We start from the raw sequence: 20,763 nt of genomic DNA, 5'->3' as shown, positions 1-20,763 counted from the left end.
ATCCGCCTGCATCTGCGGTTCAAAAAGAGCGATCACCCTGAAAAAGAGCGATCGCCCTCCCAAAGAAATTATCCTTCATCCTCCGACTTTACAGGAGGACGCCCAGAAATCACAATAAATCCCACAGATTCGAGAGTCATGTGTGGGCGGCGAATACCAGCTAAAACCGCTTGACTCAACAAACTTTCTGTACTGATTTCATCCGCTAAAACCGATTCTAAAAGTTGTTCGGATTTAGAAAGTCGATTCAATCGCAATTGCAATTGATTCACCCGGTTTTCGAGTTGGATAGCAGCAGTGACAGCAGATCGATCGCACATTTCCACAAAAGCCGATCGCCCGCGCAGCAATTCCTCCGATACCACCCGTCCCTTTTGACAAAAATCATCCCATTCTAGCGGATCGACAAAACTGTCAATCAGCGAGGTGCGATTTTTCGACAAATTGTAATCCCGATTCGGCCCGCCTTTCCCCTTATAAGCCCGCTGCAAAATCGCCAGAAGTTCCGCATCTTCCACCAAAGACATTTCTTCGCTGCGAGCATCTACAAACACAGTTTCAAAAGTTGGGAGAAACAGAGCATCAGCGCGGCGCTGCAAAGCTTTCAAGTTGTAATTTTCGATGTTTTGTGCTTGCAAAACTTGCTCAGCCGGCTGCACATCAGTCTGGATTGAATAATTAAACTGAAAGCCGAACCACTCCTTCCCAGACGCAGCATCCCAACTTTCATCATGCCGCCACATGGCAAAAGCTTGACCGCGATCGTCCCAGCGAATATAAGAGCCAAGTGCATCGATCAATCCCTCACCAATTCGGTAAAGAGCGACATCCGCATTCTGATAAGCAATGCGGCGATTGTAACTACCATATTGCTGACAATAAGGAATCAATCGGGTTCTCAAATCGTTCGACGGAATCAACGTTTTTTGAGTAGGTTGATAGCGCAGCAACCCCGATATACTCGGATGTTCGATTTGTTTGAAGTGAAGAGCTTGACACAACCAACCTTCGGCAGCCCGCTGCATTTCTTTATGCTTAGCATCGCAGTTGTCGAGAGATTCAAAATACTGAGATGCGCTGTCATCCAGAGTATCTATTTCATCGAGAACGTACTGTTCGTCTATTTTGATTTTCTCTTGTTCGATTTCAGTTTTAATCGCTTCAATTTCGCTGGATAAGCCCTTGCCTCCCTCAGCAAACAACTTTTCTTCGAGTTTGAGAAGTTTTTCCTCAGCATAAAACTGAAGGCTGGCAATAGATTTGTTGAAGATATCAAACCCATCTTTTAAAACTTGAAACCAAGCTTCGTGGGGACTCTCCGGCAAATCCGGGCCTGCAAACAAACAAAATTGCACTCCCATTTTGCTACCAATGCGATCGACTCTGCCGAGTCTTTGTTCTAACTGATGGGGAAACCACGGCAAATCGAAGTGAACTAACCAATCTGTCACTTGTAGATTTACCCCTACTTCTGCCGATCGATCGCACACTAAGATAAAACAATGCGGTTCAGTCTTAAATCGCTTGAGACTAGCCTCAACATCATCAGCCGATTTGCTGGTGTCATGGCTGGCGATCGCATTTTTACCAAAGATTTTCGCTAAATTTTCCGCAATCTCTTTACAAGTTGCCGTAAAACTGGTAAAAATCACAATTTTCGGGAAACGCTCGCCCGGAATCGGTCGTTTAATTTGCTGTTGAATTCTCGACAGCAAATCGCGAGGTTTGCTGTGATACTCGCGCGGAACCTTCAAAGCCACTGCCAGAAATCGCAGAATGGCGATTCGTAACAAACTTAGTCGATCGAGTCCTTCCTGGGGCTTTTCCAGGGTGTTGAGCAAGGTTTCTAGTATTTCCCTTTCTTCTGGAAACAGCGCCGTTTTGGTCAAAATTGCTGTGTCATTTTGTCCAAATTCGCGATCGAGTTCTGGAGTCGATTTTTTCTGCAAGCGAGCTTTGACAACCCGTTCTAAAACATTCAGCCAAGTACCAGAAGCGCGGAAAAACAGCAGAAAAATTCTCTGATATTCGCTCGACTTGGGAGCTACTGTGCGCCATTTATCGAGTACGGTTTGAATTTCCGACCACTGTTCATCATTCAGATCATACTCAGTTTTGGGGACAGCATCTCGATCGAAAATCACATCTTCTACCGCATCCCGGCGGTTGCGAAGGATGCGACGGTGCAGACGGTAAGTATCGCTAACGTGAGTGCGAATAGTTCGGACAAGCCGAGCCTGTTCTGCGGTGTCTTTAGTTTTCAAACAACTTTCTAACTCTGTTGCTAATCCGATTAAATAATCATCTTTGGCAAAAAGGGTGCGGAGTTGAGCGAGTTTTGTTTGCAAAACAGCAGGCTTGGCATTTTCTCGAAAATCCAGCAAAGCGCGACCGATTTCTTGACGGTTTTGCACCTGTTCTTTGAAATTTTCCAGGTCATCAAGACGGTAAGTTGTGGGATCTAGCAAGTGCAGCATCGTTAGAAAATCTTGCTCGTGCCCGATAACTGGCGTTGCAGATAATAACAATACATTTTTGCTTTTCTGAGCTAGTTTCTGACAGAGTTCAAACGACTGCTGCTGAGTGCGATCGCTCGAATTGGCCATTGCAGCCACATCATGCGCTTCATCAATAATCAGAAAATCCAGGTTAGCATTGCGGCTAATTTGATTGATTTCGCTAACAGCAACAAGCTGCACTCGGTCAGCAAAATGAGACAAATAGAATTTATTTTCCAACTCCTGCCGCCACTGTTCGAGCAGGTATTTCGGAACAATTACCACCGCGCGTCCTTGAGGTTCATCTAGCAGAAATTGGCGGAGAATTGTGCCGGCTTCTACTGTTTTTCCTAGTCCTGGTTCGTCGGCTAATAAATAGCGCACGATTGGGTCTTCTAGGACGCGCCGGACGACTTCTACTTGGTGCGGATAGAGGTCTATGTTAGCAGAAATTAAACCCGTCATGCCGCGGCTGACGGCCCGCTGTTCGATCGCAGATTGAACGAATGCCAATCGGCGATCGTGAAAATACGGCGTTTCTTGGCCTTTGACTGCTAAAATGTCGATCGGATCGGCGATCGGGATATTGCAGCGGACATACAGTTCGGTTTCAACAGCTTGCAAACTTTGGCTGTCGGGGAGGTCAATTTCGTACTCTAATTTATCTTCATCCCAGTCATAAACTCGACCGATAATCCATCTTTCCTGAGTGGTACTCCAGAGGTAGCAGCGGGTTTGGCGCTGAAGTCTCGCTTCTTGCAGCAAACCCAAAGGCACAGTTTTGCGGATGCGGTTTTTAACTGAGCAAAAATATTCAACTTCAGCATCGGTACGCGATACCTCGACAACTTTTCCGACTCCCAAATCGTTTCTGGGCGATCGAACTAACGAACCAACATCAATCATAATTTCAGCCTGATAATACTTACTAGAATACAGTAAATCTTTTCCAGTTAAAAATTTTAGCAAAATGCGATTTTTGCCTGCGTCACTTTTCTAGTCAAGTGACAGTCAATCTAGTATTCTGAAAACACTAAGTTTAGCATGGTAAATAACATTTTGGTAAGTGAATAAATATGCTAGCAGCGAATAAGAATAAGTAATTACGAGGCAGGAAAAACAACCCCTGGATTACCGGATTCCCATTTCGGATATTTCTGCATAACACTGGTATAAATTTCCGACTCTGTAAACCCTGCTAACCAAGCTTGTAGCGGAGGCCAAGGCTGTTCATTGAACCAAGCTTGGTCGGTATGAGCGAATTGACGAACAAAAGGTGCGATCGCCATATCAGCCAATGCTACATTGTTACCAAATAAATATTTAGTGGCGCTTAACTGTGCATTGAGTTTGTCCAGCAATAAAGAACCTTCATAACGATGTACTTGGGCATCAACACCGGGATAACGATCGGGGTACTTATAACGGTCAAGATGATATTTAAATCTATCATCAAATAGAGCGATTAATTCCAGCATTTCTGTAACAGAACCTTGCTGTGGCAGCAACCATTTTTCAGGATCATGTTGTCTCAATGCCCACAACATAATATCGATACTTTGATCGAGTACCCGCCCGTCAACATCAATTAATATTGGTACTGTACCTTTGGCAGATACCTCTAACATTTCTTGGGGTTTGTCTCGCAAAACAACTTCCCGTAACTCACACACCCGATTGCTAACCATTAAGGCCAAGCGCGCGCGCATAGCATAGGGACAGCGGCGGAAGGAATACAAAATCGGGTATTTTGCTGACATATTATATCAATTCCGGTTGCACCGGAATTATTGTTGACTGTTGACTGTTGACTGTTGACGGGCGGGTCGAAAAACTGAATGGTTGAGTGTTAACTGTTGACTCGATTTTATTATTCCGATGCAACGGGAAACGATATAATTAGTCGATCGCACGATCGGGTTTTTCGGGTCAGAAACCCCGTTTCTTCGTAGATTTCTCGTCGCTAAACAAGATTTTTCGCAGAAACGGGGTTTCTTTAAACTTAGTGAATAATAATATTAGTCGATCGCACCATCTGCTTTTTCCTTCGCATCGTAGCGCGCGCCTATATGTACTTGGTTGCGACGCTTAGCAAGCTCAATCTGACGTTGACGTTCAGATAAGGCTTGTTTTTTGGTTTCAGTTTTGGAGTCATGACAATGAGGACAACTCACACCAAGCACAAATAATTCAGAAGCCTTATCCTCCTGACTAATCGGGTGACGACAACCGCGACAAAGTTCATAGTTACCTGGCTTTAACCCCTGACCAACAGAAACCCGTTCATCAAAGACAAAACATTCACCTTCCCAACGACTTTCTGCTTCCGGCACCGTTTCCAAATATTTTAAAATTCCACCTTCAAGATGATAGACTTCCTCAAAACCTTGAGTACGCAAAAAAGCAGTAGATTTCTCGCAGCGAATACCACCCGTGCAAAACATTGCCACCTTGGGTTTATTGCGTAAAGCAGTTTCCCGCAGCACCCATTCAGGTAACTCAGAAAAGCTTTTTGTTTTTGGATTAATAGCGCCTTCAAAAGTCCCCAGAGATACCTCGAAGTCGTTACGCACATCAACCACGACAACATCGGGATCGTCAAGCAGCTTATTCCACTCCTCCGGCTTAACATATTTGCCAGCCATGAGGCGGGGATTAATGTCTGGTACTCCCATCGTGACTATTTCGCGCTTCAAGCGTATTTTCAGGCGGTAAAAAGGTGCTTTTTCCGAGAAAGATTCCTTGTGCACGAGATCCGCAAAACGCGGGTCACTACGCAAGAATGCCAGCACTGCGTGTACGCCCTCCGACGGGCCGGCAATAGTGCCATTGATGCCTTCTTGGGCTAGCAAGATAGTGCCTTTGACGTTGTTGTTGTTGCAACAATCGAGTAACGGTGCTTTCAGATCAGCAAAATCCGGTAGTTCAACGAACTTATATAAAGCAGCGGTTAAGAAATCAGCCATATATCGAATGGATAAGAGTAATTAATTTTCATAATTAAATTATATGAAAATTCAGTCAAAGCGGACGGTGGGACTCGAACCCACGAGGTTCAGCGGAATAGGTAAGCATCACTCATGCAACCCGATAATGGCAAAGGGTTACATCCTCCGAGCTGATTTTTGTATCCAGTTTGGTCTCCAAATTGTCTCCAAAGTGCTAACGTTGTCCTGTCGCTTTTGAAATTTTACCATGACCCATACGTCTAGTAGAGGTGCGGAATGTGGGTTGAAAGCACAACGCAAAAAGTCGAGGGCTGATTTGGCGGATATGGAAACTGTGCTGGACGTATTAGCAGAGCTAGGCGCTTAACCAAAGCCATATTTAGAGACACTCCGAATACTCTCCAAATTGTCTCCAAATTGTCTCCAAACAGCCCTCAAAAACCCTGTGTTTGTCTCCAAAAACATCCTGTGCAACCACAGAGACCCAGCCCTAGAAACGCCAAAACCCTTGATTCCTCAAGAGTTTTAAATAGTTTTTTCGCAAGCGGACGGTGGGACTCGAACCCACGACGTTCAGCATGGGAAGCTGACATTCTACCACTGAATTACGCCCGCGCTTAGTGTTTTTTACCTGTTTTCACCTTCTTTGACTGGCGAGGCGGAGCGGTAAAAAACGACTAGAAAAACATTGTACAACTATTTTCGGATTTTGAGTATAGCATTTTGATAATCAATTTTGGCCGATCGCCGATCGCACAACGGAGCCATGATACTACGGCAGACGAGCCAATTGTCATCGCGGCCAAAAGCTGCCACTAAATCAGCAATCGCCTCGCTTCCGAACATTGACAAAGAGTTAGTGGCTTCGGATCGCACATTCCGATCGCGCGATCGCACTACATCATTTTTAACAGCGCAGCCATTGAGTCCGTAGTTTGAGTCTGCCGCCATCCCATCGCCACCAACGATCGCACCCTCAACTCCCCATCGTTCACTTTCCTCAGCAACATCGCTAGCGCCACCGCAGAATCGCACTTTCTCTGAACCGTTACCTCCGGCAGCCTGTCTTGAGAATCCGAACTTTGCAGCGCTGCTTGGATTTCCCTAAATTCCCGAAGCCAATTAAAATATATTTTTGTTAATTTTATTTAAAAGTTTAGCAAAGATTGCCGGATTGTGGGAAAATTAACAAAAATTCAGTTATTAGATTCTGTCTGCAAATTAAGAGCCTCAAACTTCAACACCAGAAGAAGTTTAACCAAAAATTGCTGAGTTCGATCAATATTGCCAAGGGCCGATCGACGATACCCTGGAAATGACTAAAAAGTTAAAAATGGCCCCACAAGCAGTGATGAAACACTTATAAAATTATCCAGAGATAGTTTACATCGACGCGCCGCCAGCGAATTTGCGATGCCACAACCTGCCTAAAAACGAAATTAATTGCCCTTCTGTAGGGCGTTCTGTTTTTTTAAGTTTATCTACTTAATTGTACTGTTTTCTTTCCCCGCAGCTTCTCCCTAGCCCCACTGCTTGAGAAGGGGGTAAAAGATTCGGGTTTGAAGTTCCTTGATGAGTGGGCTGATTTAGGAGAACTGGACTCTGTGGCGGTCAACATTCATAGAAGTGCTACGATCGCAGAATGTAGTAAAATTACTATTGCTCTACTTTCAACAGTACAATTAGTACCATTTCTGACGGACTTCAACCCTCACGATTGTCCCCCTTTATCAAGGCAGTATGGCTCTCAATAATAATAATAATAATAATAATAATAATAATAATTTGAAAATCGCTGGCGCAGAATACCCCTGATCAATATATCCCCAGGTAGATGCCTGACCTTTAATTTTATTATATATATTATAAATATAATAAATATAAAAATTTCTCATCATAATATTTACTCAAACAGCAAGATAGGGGGTATAAAAAATGACTAAAAAAAAGAATTCCAAACAATCTCAACCTCAAGCTGATATGGATGCTGAAGGAAAGCAACAAAACAATCAAAACAAGTTATTTCCAGTCGTCGGAATAGGAGCCTCTGCGGGTGGATTGGAAGCCTTTAAGCAATTACTCAGCCATTTGCCGATCGATACCGGCATGGCGTTTGTAATAATTCAGCATATGTTGCCGACTCAGGACAGTATGTTGGATGAGATTCTGGCTCGATCGACCCAGATGCCCGTGCATGAGGTAAAAGATGGGATGCCCATAGAACCGAATCAGGTCTACGTCATCCCCCCGAGTTTCAGCATGACCATCGATCAAGCGGTGCTGAAGCTAACGCCTCGCGGCAAAACATACGGGGTATTTATGTCCGTCGATATTTTTCTGGTTTCCCTCGCCACAGAACGCGGGAACCAAGCCATCGGCGTCGTTTTGTCCGGGGGCGACGGCGATGGTGCCCAAGGATTAAAAGCGATTAAGGCTGCAGGTGGTATTACTTTTGCCCAATGTCAAGAATCGGCACAAGTCAGCAGTATGCCGAACACTGCGGTGGCTACGGGTCAGGTAGACTTTACCTTGCCACCGGAAGAAATTGCCAGGAAAATAGCAGAGATCGGCCGTCATCCCTACATGGTCGATCTACCTGTGGCAGAATCGACCACCAGTGAAAAACCGATCGAAAGTAAAGATGCGATCGCCACCATTTACAGTTTGCTGCGCGCCGCTACAGGAGTTGATTTTACTCACTACAAACAAACCACCTTGCACCGGCGGATGCAGCGACGGATGTTGCTGTACAAGCTGGAACGGATCGAGGATTATGCCGAATATCTCCAAGAAACCCCGACAGAAGTAACGGCGCTTTATCACGATATCTTCATTCATGTCACCAGCTTTTTCCGTGACCCCGAAAGCTTTGAGGCTTTAAGCAGCAATGTTTTTCCCGAAATCGTTAAAAATAAATCGTCGAAAACACCGATCCGAATTTGGGTGGCCGGCTGTTCAACGGGTGAAGAAGCTTACTCGATCGCCATCTGCTTGTTAGAGTTTTTAGGAGATCGAGCTACTAATCTGCCGATTCAGATTTATGCGACAGACATCAGCGAAAATGCGATCGCCCAGGCCCGCCACGGCTTTTATACGCCAGCCCAAGTCGCGGATATTTCACCCCAACGGCTGCATCGGTTCTTTGTCCAAGTCGAGGGCGGATACCAAATCGCTCAGTCGGTGCGAGAACTCTGCGTCTTTGCTAAACACAACCTGATCAGCGATCCGCCGTTTTCCCGGATGGATTTGATCACCTGTCGGAACGTGCTGATCTATCTCGGCCCGCCTTTGCAGAAAAAGCTGCTGCCAATTTTCCACTATGGGCTTCTGCCCGCGGGCTTTTTGCTGTTAGGCACTTCGGAAACGGTTGGTGACTTTTCAGAATTGTTTACGGTATTAGACAAAAAGAACAAAATTTATACTAAAAAACTGCTGTCGCATTGGCTAAGCATGGATTTAACTCGTAGCAACTATCCTGCGACAGCCATCAACCCTCTACCGCTGGTGACGGAAAGCTTAAACGAAATCGAAATCGAGAGACAGGCCGATCGCATTGTTTTGAATCAGTATGCGCCTGTCGGCGTCGTAATTAACACAGCCAGGGACATTCTGCAATTTCGAGGACAGACGAATGCCTACTTAGAACCGTGTCCCGGTAGGGCTAGCTTGAATTTGCTGAGAATGGCAAAAGAAGGATTGCGCCTCGAACTCCGCACTGCAATTGAACAAGCATCCCAGCAGCAGTTGCCGATCACGCGCGAAGGCGTGCAAATTAGAGAAAGCGAGATCGTCCGCCAGGTCACAATTAATGTGATTCCGTTCCCACCAGGCGCTGCCGCAAAAAACTATTTTTTAGTTTTGTTTCAAGACGAGCCGCCGATCCCTGCAATGCCTGCTGCTGTAAACAATGGTAGAGTCAAATCCGATGTTTTAGAGGGTGAAAGTTTGGAGATTGCGAGGCTGCAACAAGAACTCCAAATTACAAAAGACCACCTGCAAACGATCATCCTAGAACATCAAGCCGCTAACCAAGATTTGAGAGCGGCCAACGAGGAAATTTTGTCGAACAACGAAGAGTTGCAAAGTACAAATGAGGAACTCGAAACCGCAAAAGAAGAGATTCAGGCAACCAATGAAGAACTGAACACAATTAATGACGAATTGCAGCGGCGCAATGTTGAATCAACTCAGGTGAGTAACGATTTACAGAATCTGCTCAGTACCATCAATATTCCGATTCTAATGGTGGGAGGCGACCTGCGAATCCGCCGGTTTACTCCCGCAATCGAAAGCATCTTCAACTTGATTTCTAGCGATATCGGGCGGTCTTTGAGCGACATCACTCACAAGTTGATAGTGCCGGAGTTAGAGCCAATGATTTTAGAGGTGATCTGCAGCCTCAATATGAAAGTTCAGGAGGTTCAAGATCGAGAGGGTCGTTGGTACGATCTGCATATTCGACCGTATCGGACGATCGACCACAAGATTGATGGGGCTGTGGTGATGTTGGTGGATATCCACGAGTTCAAAATCAGCGCCCAGCAGTTGACGGAAGCGAAAAATTACGCCGAAACGATCGTAGAAACCGTGCGGGAACCGTTGCTAGTGCTGGATCTAAACCTACGGGCGATCACCGCCAACCGTTCTTTCTACCAGACGTTTCAGGTGATGCCGATCCACACTGAGCAACACTCGATTTTCGATCTCGGTAACAAACAGTGGAATATTCCTAAGTTGCGATCGCTCCTAGAAGAAATTTTGGCAGGAAAGACCGAGTTTCACAATTTTGAAGTCGAGCATGACTTTGAGCATATCGGGCATAAAATAATGCAGCTCAATGCCCGCAAAATGCCTCCGATGGGCGATACACAGATGATTCTGTTGGCGATCGAGGATATCACCAAGCAAAAACAGTTGGAGACAGAACGCAGCCTTCGGATGCAAGAACAATCGGGTCGTGTGGCTGCTGAGGAGGCCAACCGCGTCAAAGATGAGTTTTTGTCCGTCCTCTCTCACGAACTGCGGACGCCGCTCAATGCGATGATTGGCTGGGCACAGTTGCTGCGCCTGAAAAAATTTGACGAGGCTAAAACCGAGGAAGCGCTAAAAACGATCGAGCGCGCCGCCAAAGCACAAAACCAGCTCATCGATGACATATTAGACGTTTCGCGGATTACCACAGGTCAGTTTCGGCTCAATGCTATTGCACTTGAGCTGCATCCACTGATTAAAAATGCGATGGAGGTGGTTCGTTTGGCAGCAGAAGCCAAAAATCTTCAAGTTGAATCCCGGCTAAGTCCTTTAAAAGCAAGCGTGTTGGGCGATCCAACCCGCTTACAACAGGTAGTGTGGAATCTACTTTCAAACGCGATTAAATTCACCCCAGTCGGAGGAAAAATTGAAATCGCATTAGACTACATTGATGGCATGGCTCAAATCCAAGTTAGCGATACTGGTAAAGGCATTCACCCTGATTTTCTCCCCTATGTGTTCGAGCGCTTCCGTCAGGCGGATAGTAGCTACTCTCGCAGAGACGCTGGATTGGGGCTAGGACTCTCGATCGCCCGTCATTTAGTAGAACTCCACGGCGGTACTGTTTGTGCAGAAAGTTCAGGTGAGGGACAAGGGGCAACGTTTACCGTGAGATTGCCGCTACGAACAGATATCCCACAAAGTTAGACGCTGATATTAGACCTCTTGCAAAAATAATTAGGACGGGCAAGATGCCCGTCCCACAAGAAAAAATAACTCTTGTGGGATGGGCATCTTGCCCGTCCCATCAATTGATGAAAAGGATTTTTGAAAGAGGTCTATTTACCCAAGACATAATTGATATCAATTCCGGTTGCACCGTCCGTGATTGTTGACTGTGGATTGTGAGTCAAAAAAACTGCAAATTGCCCTATATTTGTGGGCAGCTTGATTCGACTTTATCAGGACGATGAAGATCGGATTTGATATCATTCCGGCGCAACCGCAATTGATATTATTTCTCATCTTATCTCGCGATCGGATATCGTTTCCGGTGGCATCACAATAATAAAATCGATTCAACAGTCAACAGTCAACAGTCAACAGTCAACAGTCAACAGTCAACAGTCAACAGTCAACAGTCAACAGTCAACAGTCAACAGTCAACAGTCAACAGTCACCCTCAACAGTCAACAGTCAACAATGATTCCGCTGCAACCGGAATCGATATAACTATTTACCAACCTTAACCTGAGCCCCATCCTTAAGAAAACCAGCGCCAGTAACAACCACCCGATCGCCCGCCTTCAAACCCTTTTTAACCACCACCTTAGCAGCAGTCAAATCACCCACAGCACCCCCGGAAATTTCCCCGAGTTCAACCGGTTGAGCCTGCACCTTGTCCTGGCCGACAAGTTTGTAAACCAGAGAACTGCCATCTGATTGCGGTAAAATAGCTTTAGCGGGGACTTTCAAACCTTGAGCCGTTGCCGTCGAAATGGATGCGCGCAAAAACATTCCCGATCGCAAAAACTCGCTTGTTGGCAAATCAATCTTCACGGTAGCTTGCCGATTTTGCGGGTCAACTAGCGGCGAAATCTCTCGCACAGTTCCTGACAACTTAATCCGCTTGTCCGAGTCAGAAGTAATTTGGACTGCTGTTCCCGGCCGCACTTGCGAAACCTGAGTTTCCGGCACTTTCAATTGCAGTTCCAGCTTGTTGCCGCGAATAATCGAAAAAAGTTTTTGACTTCCCGAAGAAACATCGCCAACTCGACCAATTCTTTCAGCCACAGTGCCACTATCCGGCGCTCGAACAATTGTTTGTTCTAGTTGAGTTTGTAACTGTTTGACTTGTGCATCATTGCTGCGGACACTTGCGGCGTTATTTCCGACATTTGCTCTCGCACTGCTGACACTAGCTCCGGCCGTATTCACTTTAGCACGAGCGCTGCTGAGAGCCGCTCTAGCCGTACTGATATTAGCTTCAGCAGTAGCTACTTTAGCAAGAGAAGATTGCACTTCTTCCGCTGCTTTATTCTGTTCTTGCAAAGCTGTATTCAAGTCAGCTTTAGCTTTGTTCAAGTCTTGAACAGCAGTCTGCCGCTCTGTCTTGCGTCTTTCTAAATCTTGCTTACTAATTACTCCCTGAGAAGCCAAATCTTGGGTGCGATTTACTTCTCTTTGAGCTTGATCTAATTTAGCCTGAGCGGAGGCAATGCCGGCTTTAGCTTGAGTGACACCGGCTTTAGCTTGTTCCACACCTGCTCTTGCCTGCCCGACGCCTGTTTTGGCTTGCGCTGCGTCAGCGATGGCTTTTTCAACGCCAGCTTGGGCTTGAGCGACGCCGGCTTGGGCTTCTTGTTGGGCTGACTGAGCTTGCTGCACCTGAGCTTCCGCTTGTTCTACCGTAGAATTGGCCGATTGTACTCCCGCAAGCGCTTCGGCAATTTGCGATCGTAATACCGAATCGTCCAAAACCGCCATCGTCTGACCTTTTTCTACCACATCCCCTTCATTCACCAACACCTGCTTGATTTGCAAACCGTTGGCTTGTGGCAGCACCGGCAGTAAGTCATAGGCTGCCACGGTGCCCGTCGCTTCCAAAGTTTCACCCACCTGGGCAGATTCCACCGACGCCACTGTCACCGCCGCAGCCGTCGCCTGCTGGTTTACCGATGGAATTGGAGCTGCCGGAGGTGAACTCTGCTTGCCCCCAGTCAAGTTTACTGCTAGCAGCGTTGCAGCCACGCCAACCCCTGCGCCCGCCAACAAGGCAGGCCACCTGATTTCTTTGCGGGGCCCAACTTCAGTTGCTTCTGGTTCCCAAACCTGTTCCTGCTCGATTTCTGGAACTTCCAGCGCTACTTCTCGTTCATCTTCCTCGGCGGAGAATTGCCAGCGAGAGTTGTCTGAGACTTCACTTTCAGCTACATCCACTGCTGATTTCCTGTCGCGCCCGCTCTCCACGGGGGGAAGGGGTTGCTTTTCTTCGGCTTCTGAAAAAACTTGATTAGTCACGGTAGTTCCTCTCGCCAGTATGAGCCTTTCCTTTTTTTTATATTGTAAAGAAAGATTACGATATTATTTAGTTCATTTTAGCGGAGGGCATCTAGAGTAGCGCTTCCTCCTTTTGGGTGAGTGTTGCGCCGTTTCACCCTACAATGGCGATTTTGATTAAATTATGATCAAAGTTTGTGCGATCGACATTTAATTTGATCTGCCTCTGGGGCATACTGAATATGAGTGTGATTCGCGATCGTGGAGTCGATCGGGCTGGCATTGTCTCTCCGCAAGTGACTTGGCCATCACCTATCTATCAATGCTCAGAAAAGTCAGTATAATCTTGAACAGATTATTCCTAATCTATACTCTCATGTGTTTACTGTATAATACGGCACATCTGCTGAAAAAATTGTGCCACTTTATTTAAAAAAAATCAAAATGAATACTCTCTTTTCTCCCCTCCAACAGTTTCTAATTACTTGGCTGCTAGTGCTAGTAACGGGATGGTTTACCCTAACTGCTGTCAGTTATGTTGGGGAACTGGTCAGCATTTTAGTAACAGCGGGACTGATTGCATTTTTATTAAATTATGCAGTAAAAAGACTGCAAGTATTTTTGCCCCGGGGAGTAGCTGCGGGGCTGGTTTATTTAACTGCGGGTGTGATAGTAGTAGTAATCGGTGTAACTATTGTGCCGCCGGTGTTCAACCAAGCGAGCCAGTTGGGGGTGAGGTTGCCGGAATTGCTGGAGTCAGGGCGGCTGCAGCTAGGTGAATTTCAAGCCTGGAGTGCCGAGCGCAATTTACCGTTTGACGTGCAAATATTGGAGCAGCAACTGTCAGCTAGAGTCCAGGGACAAGTCCAGGCGATCGCCGGTACGGGTTTAGGCTTAGTTGTCGGTACTGTTAACTGGTTTGTGGACTTAATTTTTATTGTGGTGATTTCTTTTTATATGCTCCTAGACGGGAAAAGAGTGTGGCAGGGTTTGACCAGCATTTTTTCCCCAGACATTCGCTATGTTTTAACAGAGACTTTGGAGCGAAACCTCCAGCGATTTGTATCGGGACAGTTATTGCTGGGACTATTTATGGCCATCTCGCTAACTCTTGCTTTTTGGTGGCTGCAAGTTCCGTTTTTTCTGTTGTTTGCCGTCTTTATAGGATTGACGGAAATAATTCCGTTTATTGGAGCAACCTTGGGAATTGGCACTGTTAGTATAATTGTAGCGTTTATTGATTGGTGGCTGGCGCTGCAAGTGTTGGTAGTGGCGATCGGTCTCCAGCAAGTCAAGGATAATTTAGTAGCTCCCCGAATCATGGGGAATCTCACCGGATTGAGCCCGGTAGTTATTTTCACAGCTTTGCTGTTAGGAGGTAGAGTAGGAGGCTTGTTAGGAGTGATCCTGGCAATTCCGCTCACTGGGGTTGTAAAAAGTATAGTAGAAATTGTACTCAATCCCAAATTGCCTCCGCAAACAGGCTCGTTTTTCTACAATCCTTTTAACGGCGAGGAATTGGGGAAAATACCAGAAGAGGAAACTAAAATAATCTTAGTCGGAGAAGAACAAAAGTAGTCTAATTTTTGTAGGAACTAATTAAGTTAGGAAAACTTTTATAAGTCAGGAATCAACTTTTGGCTGCTGAGTCCATTAAGAACAGACTAAAGTCTCTACAAAGAACTTTAGTCTTTATTACTAACCCACTTAAAATCTCCAACCCCAAAACTTATGAAATGGTGGCAAAATCTTAGAAAAAATCCTCTAGCTCGGTTGGGAGCCGTGCTACTGTTAATTTTTTATACAGTCGCACTTTTCGCCGAATTTGTGGCCCCTTACGACCCCTACGACTCTCAATTAAACGCTTCCTTGCTGCCGCCGACTCAGATTTATTTAAGCACCCCAGACGGGCGCTTTATCGGGCCCCACGTTTATCCGACTACTCAGGGCCCAGTGGATGCGAATACGGGCGCTCGCGAGGTAATTGTAGACTGGGAAAAACCCTCTGCTCTCGGTTTGTTTGTCACAGCTTCCCCCTATAAATTTTTAGGATTTTTGCCTTTCGACAGGCACCTGTTTGGCACTACAGGAGAAGCTCAAATTAACCTTTTAGGCACGGATGAACAAGCTCGCGATCAATTCAGTCGCTTAGTACACGGCAGCAGAATTAGCCTCAGTATCGGTTTAGTTGGCATAGCAATTTCTTTTCCATTGGGATTGTTAATTGGAGGAATATCTGGTTATTTTGGCAGTTGGATTGATAGTATTTTAATGCGATTTGCAGAAGTATTGATGACGATTCCCGGTCTTTATTTATTAGTAGCGCTAGCAGCAGTATTGCCACCGGGATTGACAAGTGCTCAGCGATTTATATTGATTGTGCTGATTACTTCATTTATCAGTTGGGCGAGTTTAGCGCGGGTGATTCGCGGTCAGGTACTGTCAATTAAACAGCGAGAATTCGTGCAAGCGGCGCGGGCAATGGGTGCTAATCCAATTTATATTATTGTCCGCCACGTGTTGCCACAAACTGCAACTTATGTAATTATTTCTGCTACTTTGGCGGTTCCGGGTTTTATTGTGGCGGAGTCGGTTTTGAGTTTAATTGGCTTGGGAATTCAACAGCCCGATCCTTCTTGGGGAAATTTGCTATCTCTGTCTACTAATGCTTCAATTTTAGTGTTGCAGCCTTGGTTGGTTTGGCCTCCGGCGATACTGATTATTTTGACTGTTTTGGCGTTTAATTTATTGGGAGATGGGTTGCGGGATGCTCTCGATCCGAGAAGCATTCAAAGGTAATTGGGAGTTAGTAATTTCTCGTTCCCAGGCCGAGCCGGTGTAACAGTTACGCGCCCTAATTTTGCAGATTAACCGGCAAGCGAATGGTAAAAGTAGAACCAACGCCCTCCTGACTTTTTACTGAAATATTGCCGCCCATCATGAGGCAAAAACGCTGGCTGATTGCCAGTCCCAAACCGGTGCCGCCGTACTTGCGCGTGGTGGAAGCGTCTGCTTGAGTAAAAGGTTGAAAAATTTGCTGCAACTGGTCGGGAGTCATCCCAATTCCTGTATCTGTACAATGAACAACTAAAAATTCTTTACTAGCAATTGAATATTGAGAACTTGCCGCAGGTTCAGAAGTGTTTTCTTGTTTAGCTTCGCTACTGTTGCCCGCACTTTTTTCTCGGCTGGCTGTGAGGGTAATTGTACCGTTTTGAGTGAATTTGGCAGCATTGCTCAGCAAATTTAATAAAATCTGCTGCACTTTGGTAATGTCACCGTGCATAGTGCCGATATTCGTAATTCGATCCAAGTTTAGAGTGTTGCCGTTTTTCTCAATTAGCGGCGCGGCGGTGGAGGCGACATCTTGAATCAAGGCGGCGATGTCGAAGGTTTCTAAGTAAAGATCCATGCGACCGGCTTCGATTTTAGAAATGTCGAGAATGTCGTTAATTAGCGATAGCAAGTGTCGGCCGGAAGTGCGGATTTTGTCTAAATCTGGGGTGAGTTCATCGTAACCCAATTCTGCGGTTTCTTCTTGGAGCATTTCGCTGTAGCCGATGATGGCATTCAGAGGTGTTCGCAGTTCGTGGCTCATGTTTGCCAAAAATGCGCTTTTTGCGGTGGAAGCGGCTTCGGCTGCTTCTAGGGCGAGTTGCAAGGCGGATTCAAAGACTTTGCGATCGCTAATATCCTCGACGCTGCCTTCATAGTAGAGTACCTTGCCGTCGCCGTCGCACACTGCACGCGCGCTTTCGGAAATCCAAATTACACTGCCGTCAACGCGGTAAACTTCTGACTCAAACCCCGAAAGTTCTCCGAATTCTTCCATCACTCGCATAAACTTTTCGCGCTGCTGAGGATTGACGTAAGCTTGGTGTCTGATGTTGGTGAGATTTGATGTCAATTCTTCGGGAGTGGCGTAGCCGTAGATGCGGGCTAAAGCTGGATTTACGCTCAAGAAGTCGCCTTCGGGGGTTCTTTGAAAAATGCCTTCGACGGCATTTTCAAAGATGCTGCGATATTTTTGTTCTGCTTGACGCAAAGCGATTTGTGTACGATCGCGCTCGCTGGCTTCGATCGCCAATGATACTAAATCTGCCAGGGAAGCAGCAAAATTTTGTTCTTCTAATGTCCAGTTGCGAGTAGTTCCCACTTGTTCGATACAGATGACTCCCACTGTTTGTCCTCCCAGTCGCACCGGCGCATCTAAGGTTGATGTAGTACCCATTGGTGCAAAGTAAGATTCCACAAATTCTCTAGTTCTAATATCTGAGAGAGCGTCCCTGGCTGCGATCGTCCGGTGTTCTTCCAAAGCTTGAAAATAAGCTGGATAGTCGGCTGCTGCGAGTTCATTACCTTGGGAATGCTGGTGGTTGCTGCGGCTAAATTGGTCGATACATTGCAGTTTCGATCGACTCTCATCATACAGCCACACGCCAGCTTTTTCTGTCTGTAGGGTATGAGTCGCCGCTTCGGTGATTTGCCTCAAAGCTACTTTTAAATCGCCTCGATATAGCGCTTTATTTCTTGCCAATTCTACCAAAACCGTATTTTGTTTGAGCAATTGTTTTTGCCTTTGGCGTCGCGCCGATTCGGCTCGCTTCTCTTCGGTAATGTCGCGGGCTACCACAATGACGGATTCTTCTGAAAGCGGTGAAATGCTGGCGGCAAACCAAAGTTCGCGATCGTCAATGGTTAAATCGTACTCAATGCTGACAGTTTGCTGAGTATCTAAAGCTGCTCGGATGTGGTTGAGAAGATAGTCGGCTGTAGCTTGCGGGAACACCTCTGTGACTGTTTTTCCAACTAATTCTTCGACTGGTTTGTAGAGCAGAGAAAGATTGGTGGGCGCGATTTTTAAATAGCGCCCGGTGGAGTCCGCAACTATAATTAATTCGTTCATAGCTGCAAACAAAGCCCGCAATTCTGCTTCGGCCGCTTCGAGTTCGGCAGTCCGCTCTGCTACTCGCTGTTCTAAACTAGAGTTGGTTTGTTCTAGGGCAATAAAAGACGATCGCAGTTGTCGGGCCATTTGATTGAAAGACTGAGCTAGAAGGCCGAGTTCTTTGACGCCTTGAACTTCGACTTCGCCGTTTAATTCTGCGGAGGTGAAGTCGGATGATTCGGACATTTTTTTTAAAGCTTTGGAAGCTTCCAGCAATCGGGTAATCGGTTTGACAACCCAGCGAGTGGTAAAAATTCCGAGTGCGATCGCCAGTACGAATGCAAAAAAGCACAATAAGATAGTTGTGCGAGTGTTGGCGTTAATTTGCTCCATAAAGTCTGCTTCCGGGATTGCCACTACAATCAACCAATCGAGCCCGCGGCCGTCTTGCAGGGGAGCAACGGTAATGAATTGACGTTTGCCGTCTATATCAAAGGTAAACTGTCCTTGGCTGTCAATTTGTTCAAAACTGCCAAATCGTTTTTGCAAGTATGTGGAAGACGATCGAATTAGCAAATTTTTGCTCTGTGTCGCCAACAGCCGTTTTTGTCCGTTTTTGTCGGTGACAAAGGGCAATTCGTCTGTGGAACTGGCGACTATTTCGCCGCTGCGTTCGATCGCGAAAACTTGTCCCGACGGGCTAATTTTGATGCTTTTGAGAAAATCGCTGATTTGAGAAAGAGTCAGGTCAATTGCCAATACCCCCCGCAGGTTTCCTGTTTCATTGTAAATAGGCATCACCGGCGTAATGCCGAGAACTGGCGGGGCGGCGAAGACGTAGATGGGAGACCAAGTGGCTTTTCCTGACTGTTTGGCAGCTTTGTACCACGGTCTAGTACGGGGGTCATAGGCAACGGTTTGGATTAGCTCAGTGCGATTTCCTTGGCTGTCCAGGCGATAAATTTGGCGGTTTGGAGCGGTTGATTCGTCTCTGATATATACTAAGTTTTCTGCTTCTCGCCTGAGCAAGAGGAATTTGCCCTGTTCGTCGCCGTAGTAGATGGTTGTAGTTCGATCGCTCAGCTTGGTCTGGTTCCACAAATAGCGCTCTAAGTTGGGGAAGTCTTCCGGATCTAAGTTTCCAGAGGCGATCGCAGCAGTATTCATTTGCAGAAATAAATGAGACACATCCCCAAAACTGCGGAAATTTTCTTTCGTCCTCGCTGCGACTTCCAAGCTTAACCTAGTAGCAAGGTCATTGACGGCTTTCTGGCCGTTGCGAAACGACAGCCATCCCGTCACGCCGACTGCTACGGAGATTTGCACCACCAGGGGTATCAACAAAACTAGGCTCAGGGACATCTTGGGCGAGCTTTTCATCAGACAACTGTTCAGACTTTTCAATAACATCAATATTCTGACACCTACCTAGTTTACGTATCGTTTGTCGTTTATAAAGATGCCCTCGATATAAGTTACAAAATTGTACAGCAATAGTGAAGTGGGGTAGCCGATCGCTCAAAACAGGGCTGAGGTTTCCACCGCTACTGTAAAAACTGGTAATATTAATCATGCCACTACTGGCCAGAATGTGGCGATCGCTCTGCAGACTCCCGGTCAAAAAGTCATACCCCGTAAAAAAAGCAACTTTAGGCTCCAGATCCTCACCCTGGTTGTCCTCAGTCATTGCCAATTATTCAATTTTTTAATCTAAACTTTTAAATCTAAAATAAGCTCACTTTCTCCGGGTGGGCCTTGTCTTCCTTAGACCTGCTTAATAAAAATTTGATTTTATTTTTTTCTACAGTGGCAGGACAAATGTAAATTCTGTGACAATCTGATGTTAAAAAATTTGCTATTAATAAGATAAGCGGCCCAAATCCCGATTGACTACAAAGAGGATAATTGAAGCATCTGCATTCCATCAAAAGCAGCCAAGTAAAGCGTTTTTGGCTTTTTTGGACGCTCAACATTGGGGCAAAATAATACTTGTGGAGGATGACATGAACTATACATTTGAAATCCTGGGCGTATCTCCAACTTTAACATTTTTTAACCAGCAGCAGGAATTGCTGCAACAACAGCAGCCGTCCGGTGTAGAATACTTGGCAAACCGGAAGTGTACTCTTGATGCGTTTGTGGCATCCGTAGAGACAGTTTCTCCTAACCGAGGCTGGGATGTCGATCGAGTTGTAGACACCGTGATTAGTTTCTGGATGAACAACTCCGATAGCATCCAGTATTGGAGACACAGGCTGCAGGATGCCGGCAGCGAAAACTTGTTAGTAGCCAGAGTAGGCGATATCAAGTCTTTGCAAGCCGCCTTTGAATCGCTGCTGGGCGAATAGGAAAATCGCCAATTGCGAAAAAGTCGATCGACTTTTTCGCAAAAATCAACTCAACTGTCTATTAGCAATTCCCAATTCCCCTGATTCGCGACAGGAAAGTCGCAGATATA

At 46.0% G+C, this 20,763-nt stretch carries 11 protein-coding genes and 1 tRNA gene; 4 read left to right on the top strand and 8 right to left on the bottom strand.

Annotated elements, in window-relative coordinates; genetic code table 11:
• Nucleotides 1-68: 68 nt before the first annotated feature.
• The 5 genes from dpdE to D0A37_RS04305 all read right to left on the bottom strand — a co-directional run bounded on the left by dpdE (nucleotide 69) and on the right by D0A37_RS04305 (nucleotide 6,481).
• Nucleotides 69-3,404, bottom strand: a complete 3,336-nt coding sequence (gene dpdE, locus D0A37_RS04325; RefSeq protein ID WP_242721518.1) for a protein DpdE — start codon at nucleotides 3,402-3,404, stop codon at nucleotides 69-71.
• 197 nt (nucleotides 3,405-3,601) lie between these two features.
• Nucleotides 3,602-4,258 carry a glutathione S-transferase gene (locus D0A37_RS04320; protein WP_242721515.1) on the bottom strand — a complete coding sequence of 219 codons (657 nt, stop codon included), beginning with the start codon at nucleotides 4,256-4,258 and terminating at the stop codon, nucleotides 3,602-3,604.
• A 258-nt stretch (nucleotides 4,259-4,516) separates the two neighbouring features.
• The gene (gene trhO, locus D0A37_RS04315; RefSeq protein ID WP_242721512.1) at nucleotides 4,517-5,464 is read right to left on the bottom strand and encodes an oxygen-dependent tRNA uridine(34) hydroxylase TrhO; all 948 of its coding nucleotides are present in this window, start codon (nucleotides 5,462-5,464) and stop codon (nucleotides 4,517-4,519) included.
• Between the two features lie 525 nt (nucleotides 5,465-5,989).
• Nucleotides 5,990-6,061 (bottom strand) — tRNA-Gly (locus D0A37_RS04310).
• 81 nt (nucleotides 6,062-6,142) lie between these two features.
• Nucleotides 6,143-6,481, bottom strand: coding sequence for a HEAT repeat domain-containing protein (locus D0A37_RS04305; RefSeq protein WP_242721509.1), 339 nt, complete (start codon nucleotides 6,479-6,481; stop codon nucleotides 6,143-6,145).
• A 900-nt stretch (nucleotides 6,482-7,381) separates the two neighbouring features.
• Between D0A37_RS04305 and D0A37_RS04300 the strand changes: the two genes are divergently transcribed.
• Nucleotides 7,382-11,125 (top strand): chemotaxis protein CheB, encoded by a 3,744-nt coding sequence (locus D0A37_RS04300; protein ID WP_242721506.1) that lies wholly within the window; start codon nucleotides 7,382-7,384, stop codon nucleotides 11,123-11,125.
• Nucleotides 11,126-11,650: 525 nt separating this feature from the next.
• Here D0A37_RS04300 and D0A37_RS04295 read toward each other — a convergent pair.
• Nucleotides 11,651-13,438 (bottom strand): efflux RND transporter periplasmic adaptor subunit, encoded by a 1,788-nt coding sequence (locus D0A37_RS04295; RefSeq protein ID WP_242721501.1) that lies wholly within the window; start codon nucleotides 13,436-13,438, stop codon nucleotides 11,651-11,653.
• Nucleotides 13,439-13,861: 423 nt separating this feature from the next.
• On the opposite strand from D0A37_RS04295, the gene D0A37_RS04290 reads away from it, so the two are divergent.
• Nucleotides 13,862-14,995 carry an AI-2E family transporter gene (locus tag D0A37_RS04290; protein WP_242721498.1) on the top strand — a complete coding sequence of 378 codons (1,134 nt, stop codon included), beginning with the start codon at nucleotides 13,862-13,864 and terminating at the stop codon, nucleotides 14,993-14,995.
• Nucleotides 14,996-15,148: 153 nt separating this feature from the next.
• Nucleotides 15,149-16,216 carry an ABC transporter permease gene (locus D0A37_RS04285; protein WP_242721495.1) on the top strand — a complete coding sequence of 356 codons (1,068 nt, stop codon included), beginning with the start codon at nucleotides 15,149-15,151 and terminating at the stop codon, nucleotides 16,214-16,216.
• Nucleotides 16,217-16,271: 55 nt separating this feature from the next.
• Here the strand turns inward: D0A37_RS04285 and D0A37_RS04280 are convergent, their stop codons facing one another.
• Together D0A37_RS04280 and D0A37_RS04275 are read right to left on the bottom strand one after the other, a co-directional pair.
• The gene (locus D0A37_RS04280; protein WP_242721492.1) at nucleotides 16,272-19,667 is read right to left on the bottom strand and encodes a PAS domain S-box protein; all 3,396 of its coding nucleotides are present in this window, start codon (nucleotides 19,665-19,667) and stop codon (nucleotides 16,272-16,274) included.
• Nucleotides 19,561-19,992 carry a hypothetical protein gene (locus D0A37_RS04275; RefSeq protein ID WP_242721489.1) on the bottom strand — a complete coding sequence of 144 codons (432 nt, stop codon included), beginning with the start codon at nucleotides 19,990-19,992 and terminating at the stop codon, nucleotides 19,561-19,563. Before D0A37_RS04275 ends, D0A37_RS04280 begins: the two co-directional genes overlap by 107 nt.
• Before the next feature lie 316 nt (nucleotides 19,993-20,308).
• Between D0A37_RS04275 and D0A37_RS04270 the strand changes: the two genes are divergently transcribed.
• Nucleotides 20,309-20,653, top strand: a complete 345-nt coding sequence (locus tag D0A37_RS04270) for a hypothetical protein (protein WP_242721486.1) — start codon at nucleotides 20,309-20,311, stop codon at nucleotides 20,651-20,653.
• Nucleotides 20,654-20,763: the final 110 nt, after the last annotated feature.

The organism is Microcoleus vaginatus HSN003, assembly GCF_022701255.1.
Classification (GTDB): domain Bacteria; phylum Cyanobacteriota; class Cyanobacteriia; order Cyanobacteriales; family Microcoleaceae; genus Microcoleus; species Microcoleus vaginatus_B.
Note: the sequence above shows the minus strand (reverse complement) of the source record. Positions and strands in the feature narration are given on the sequence as shown.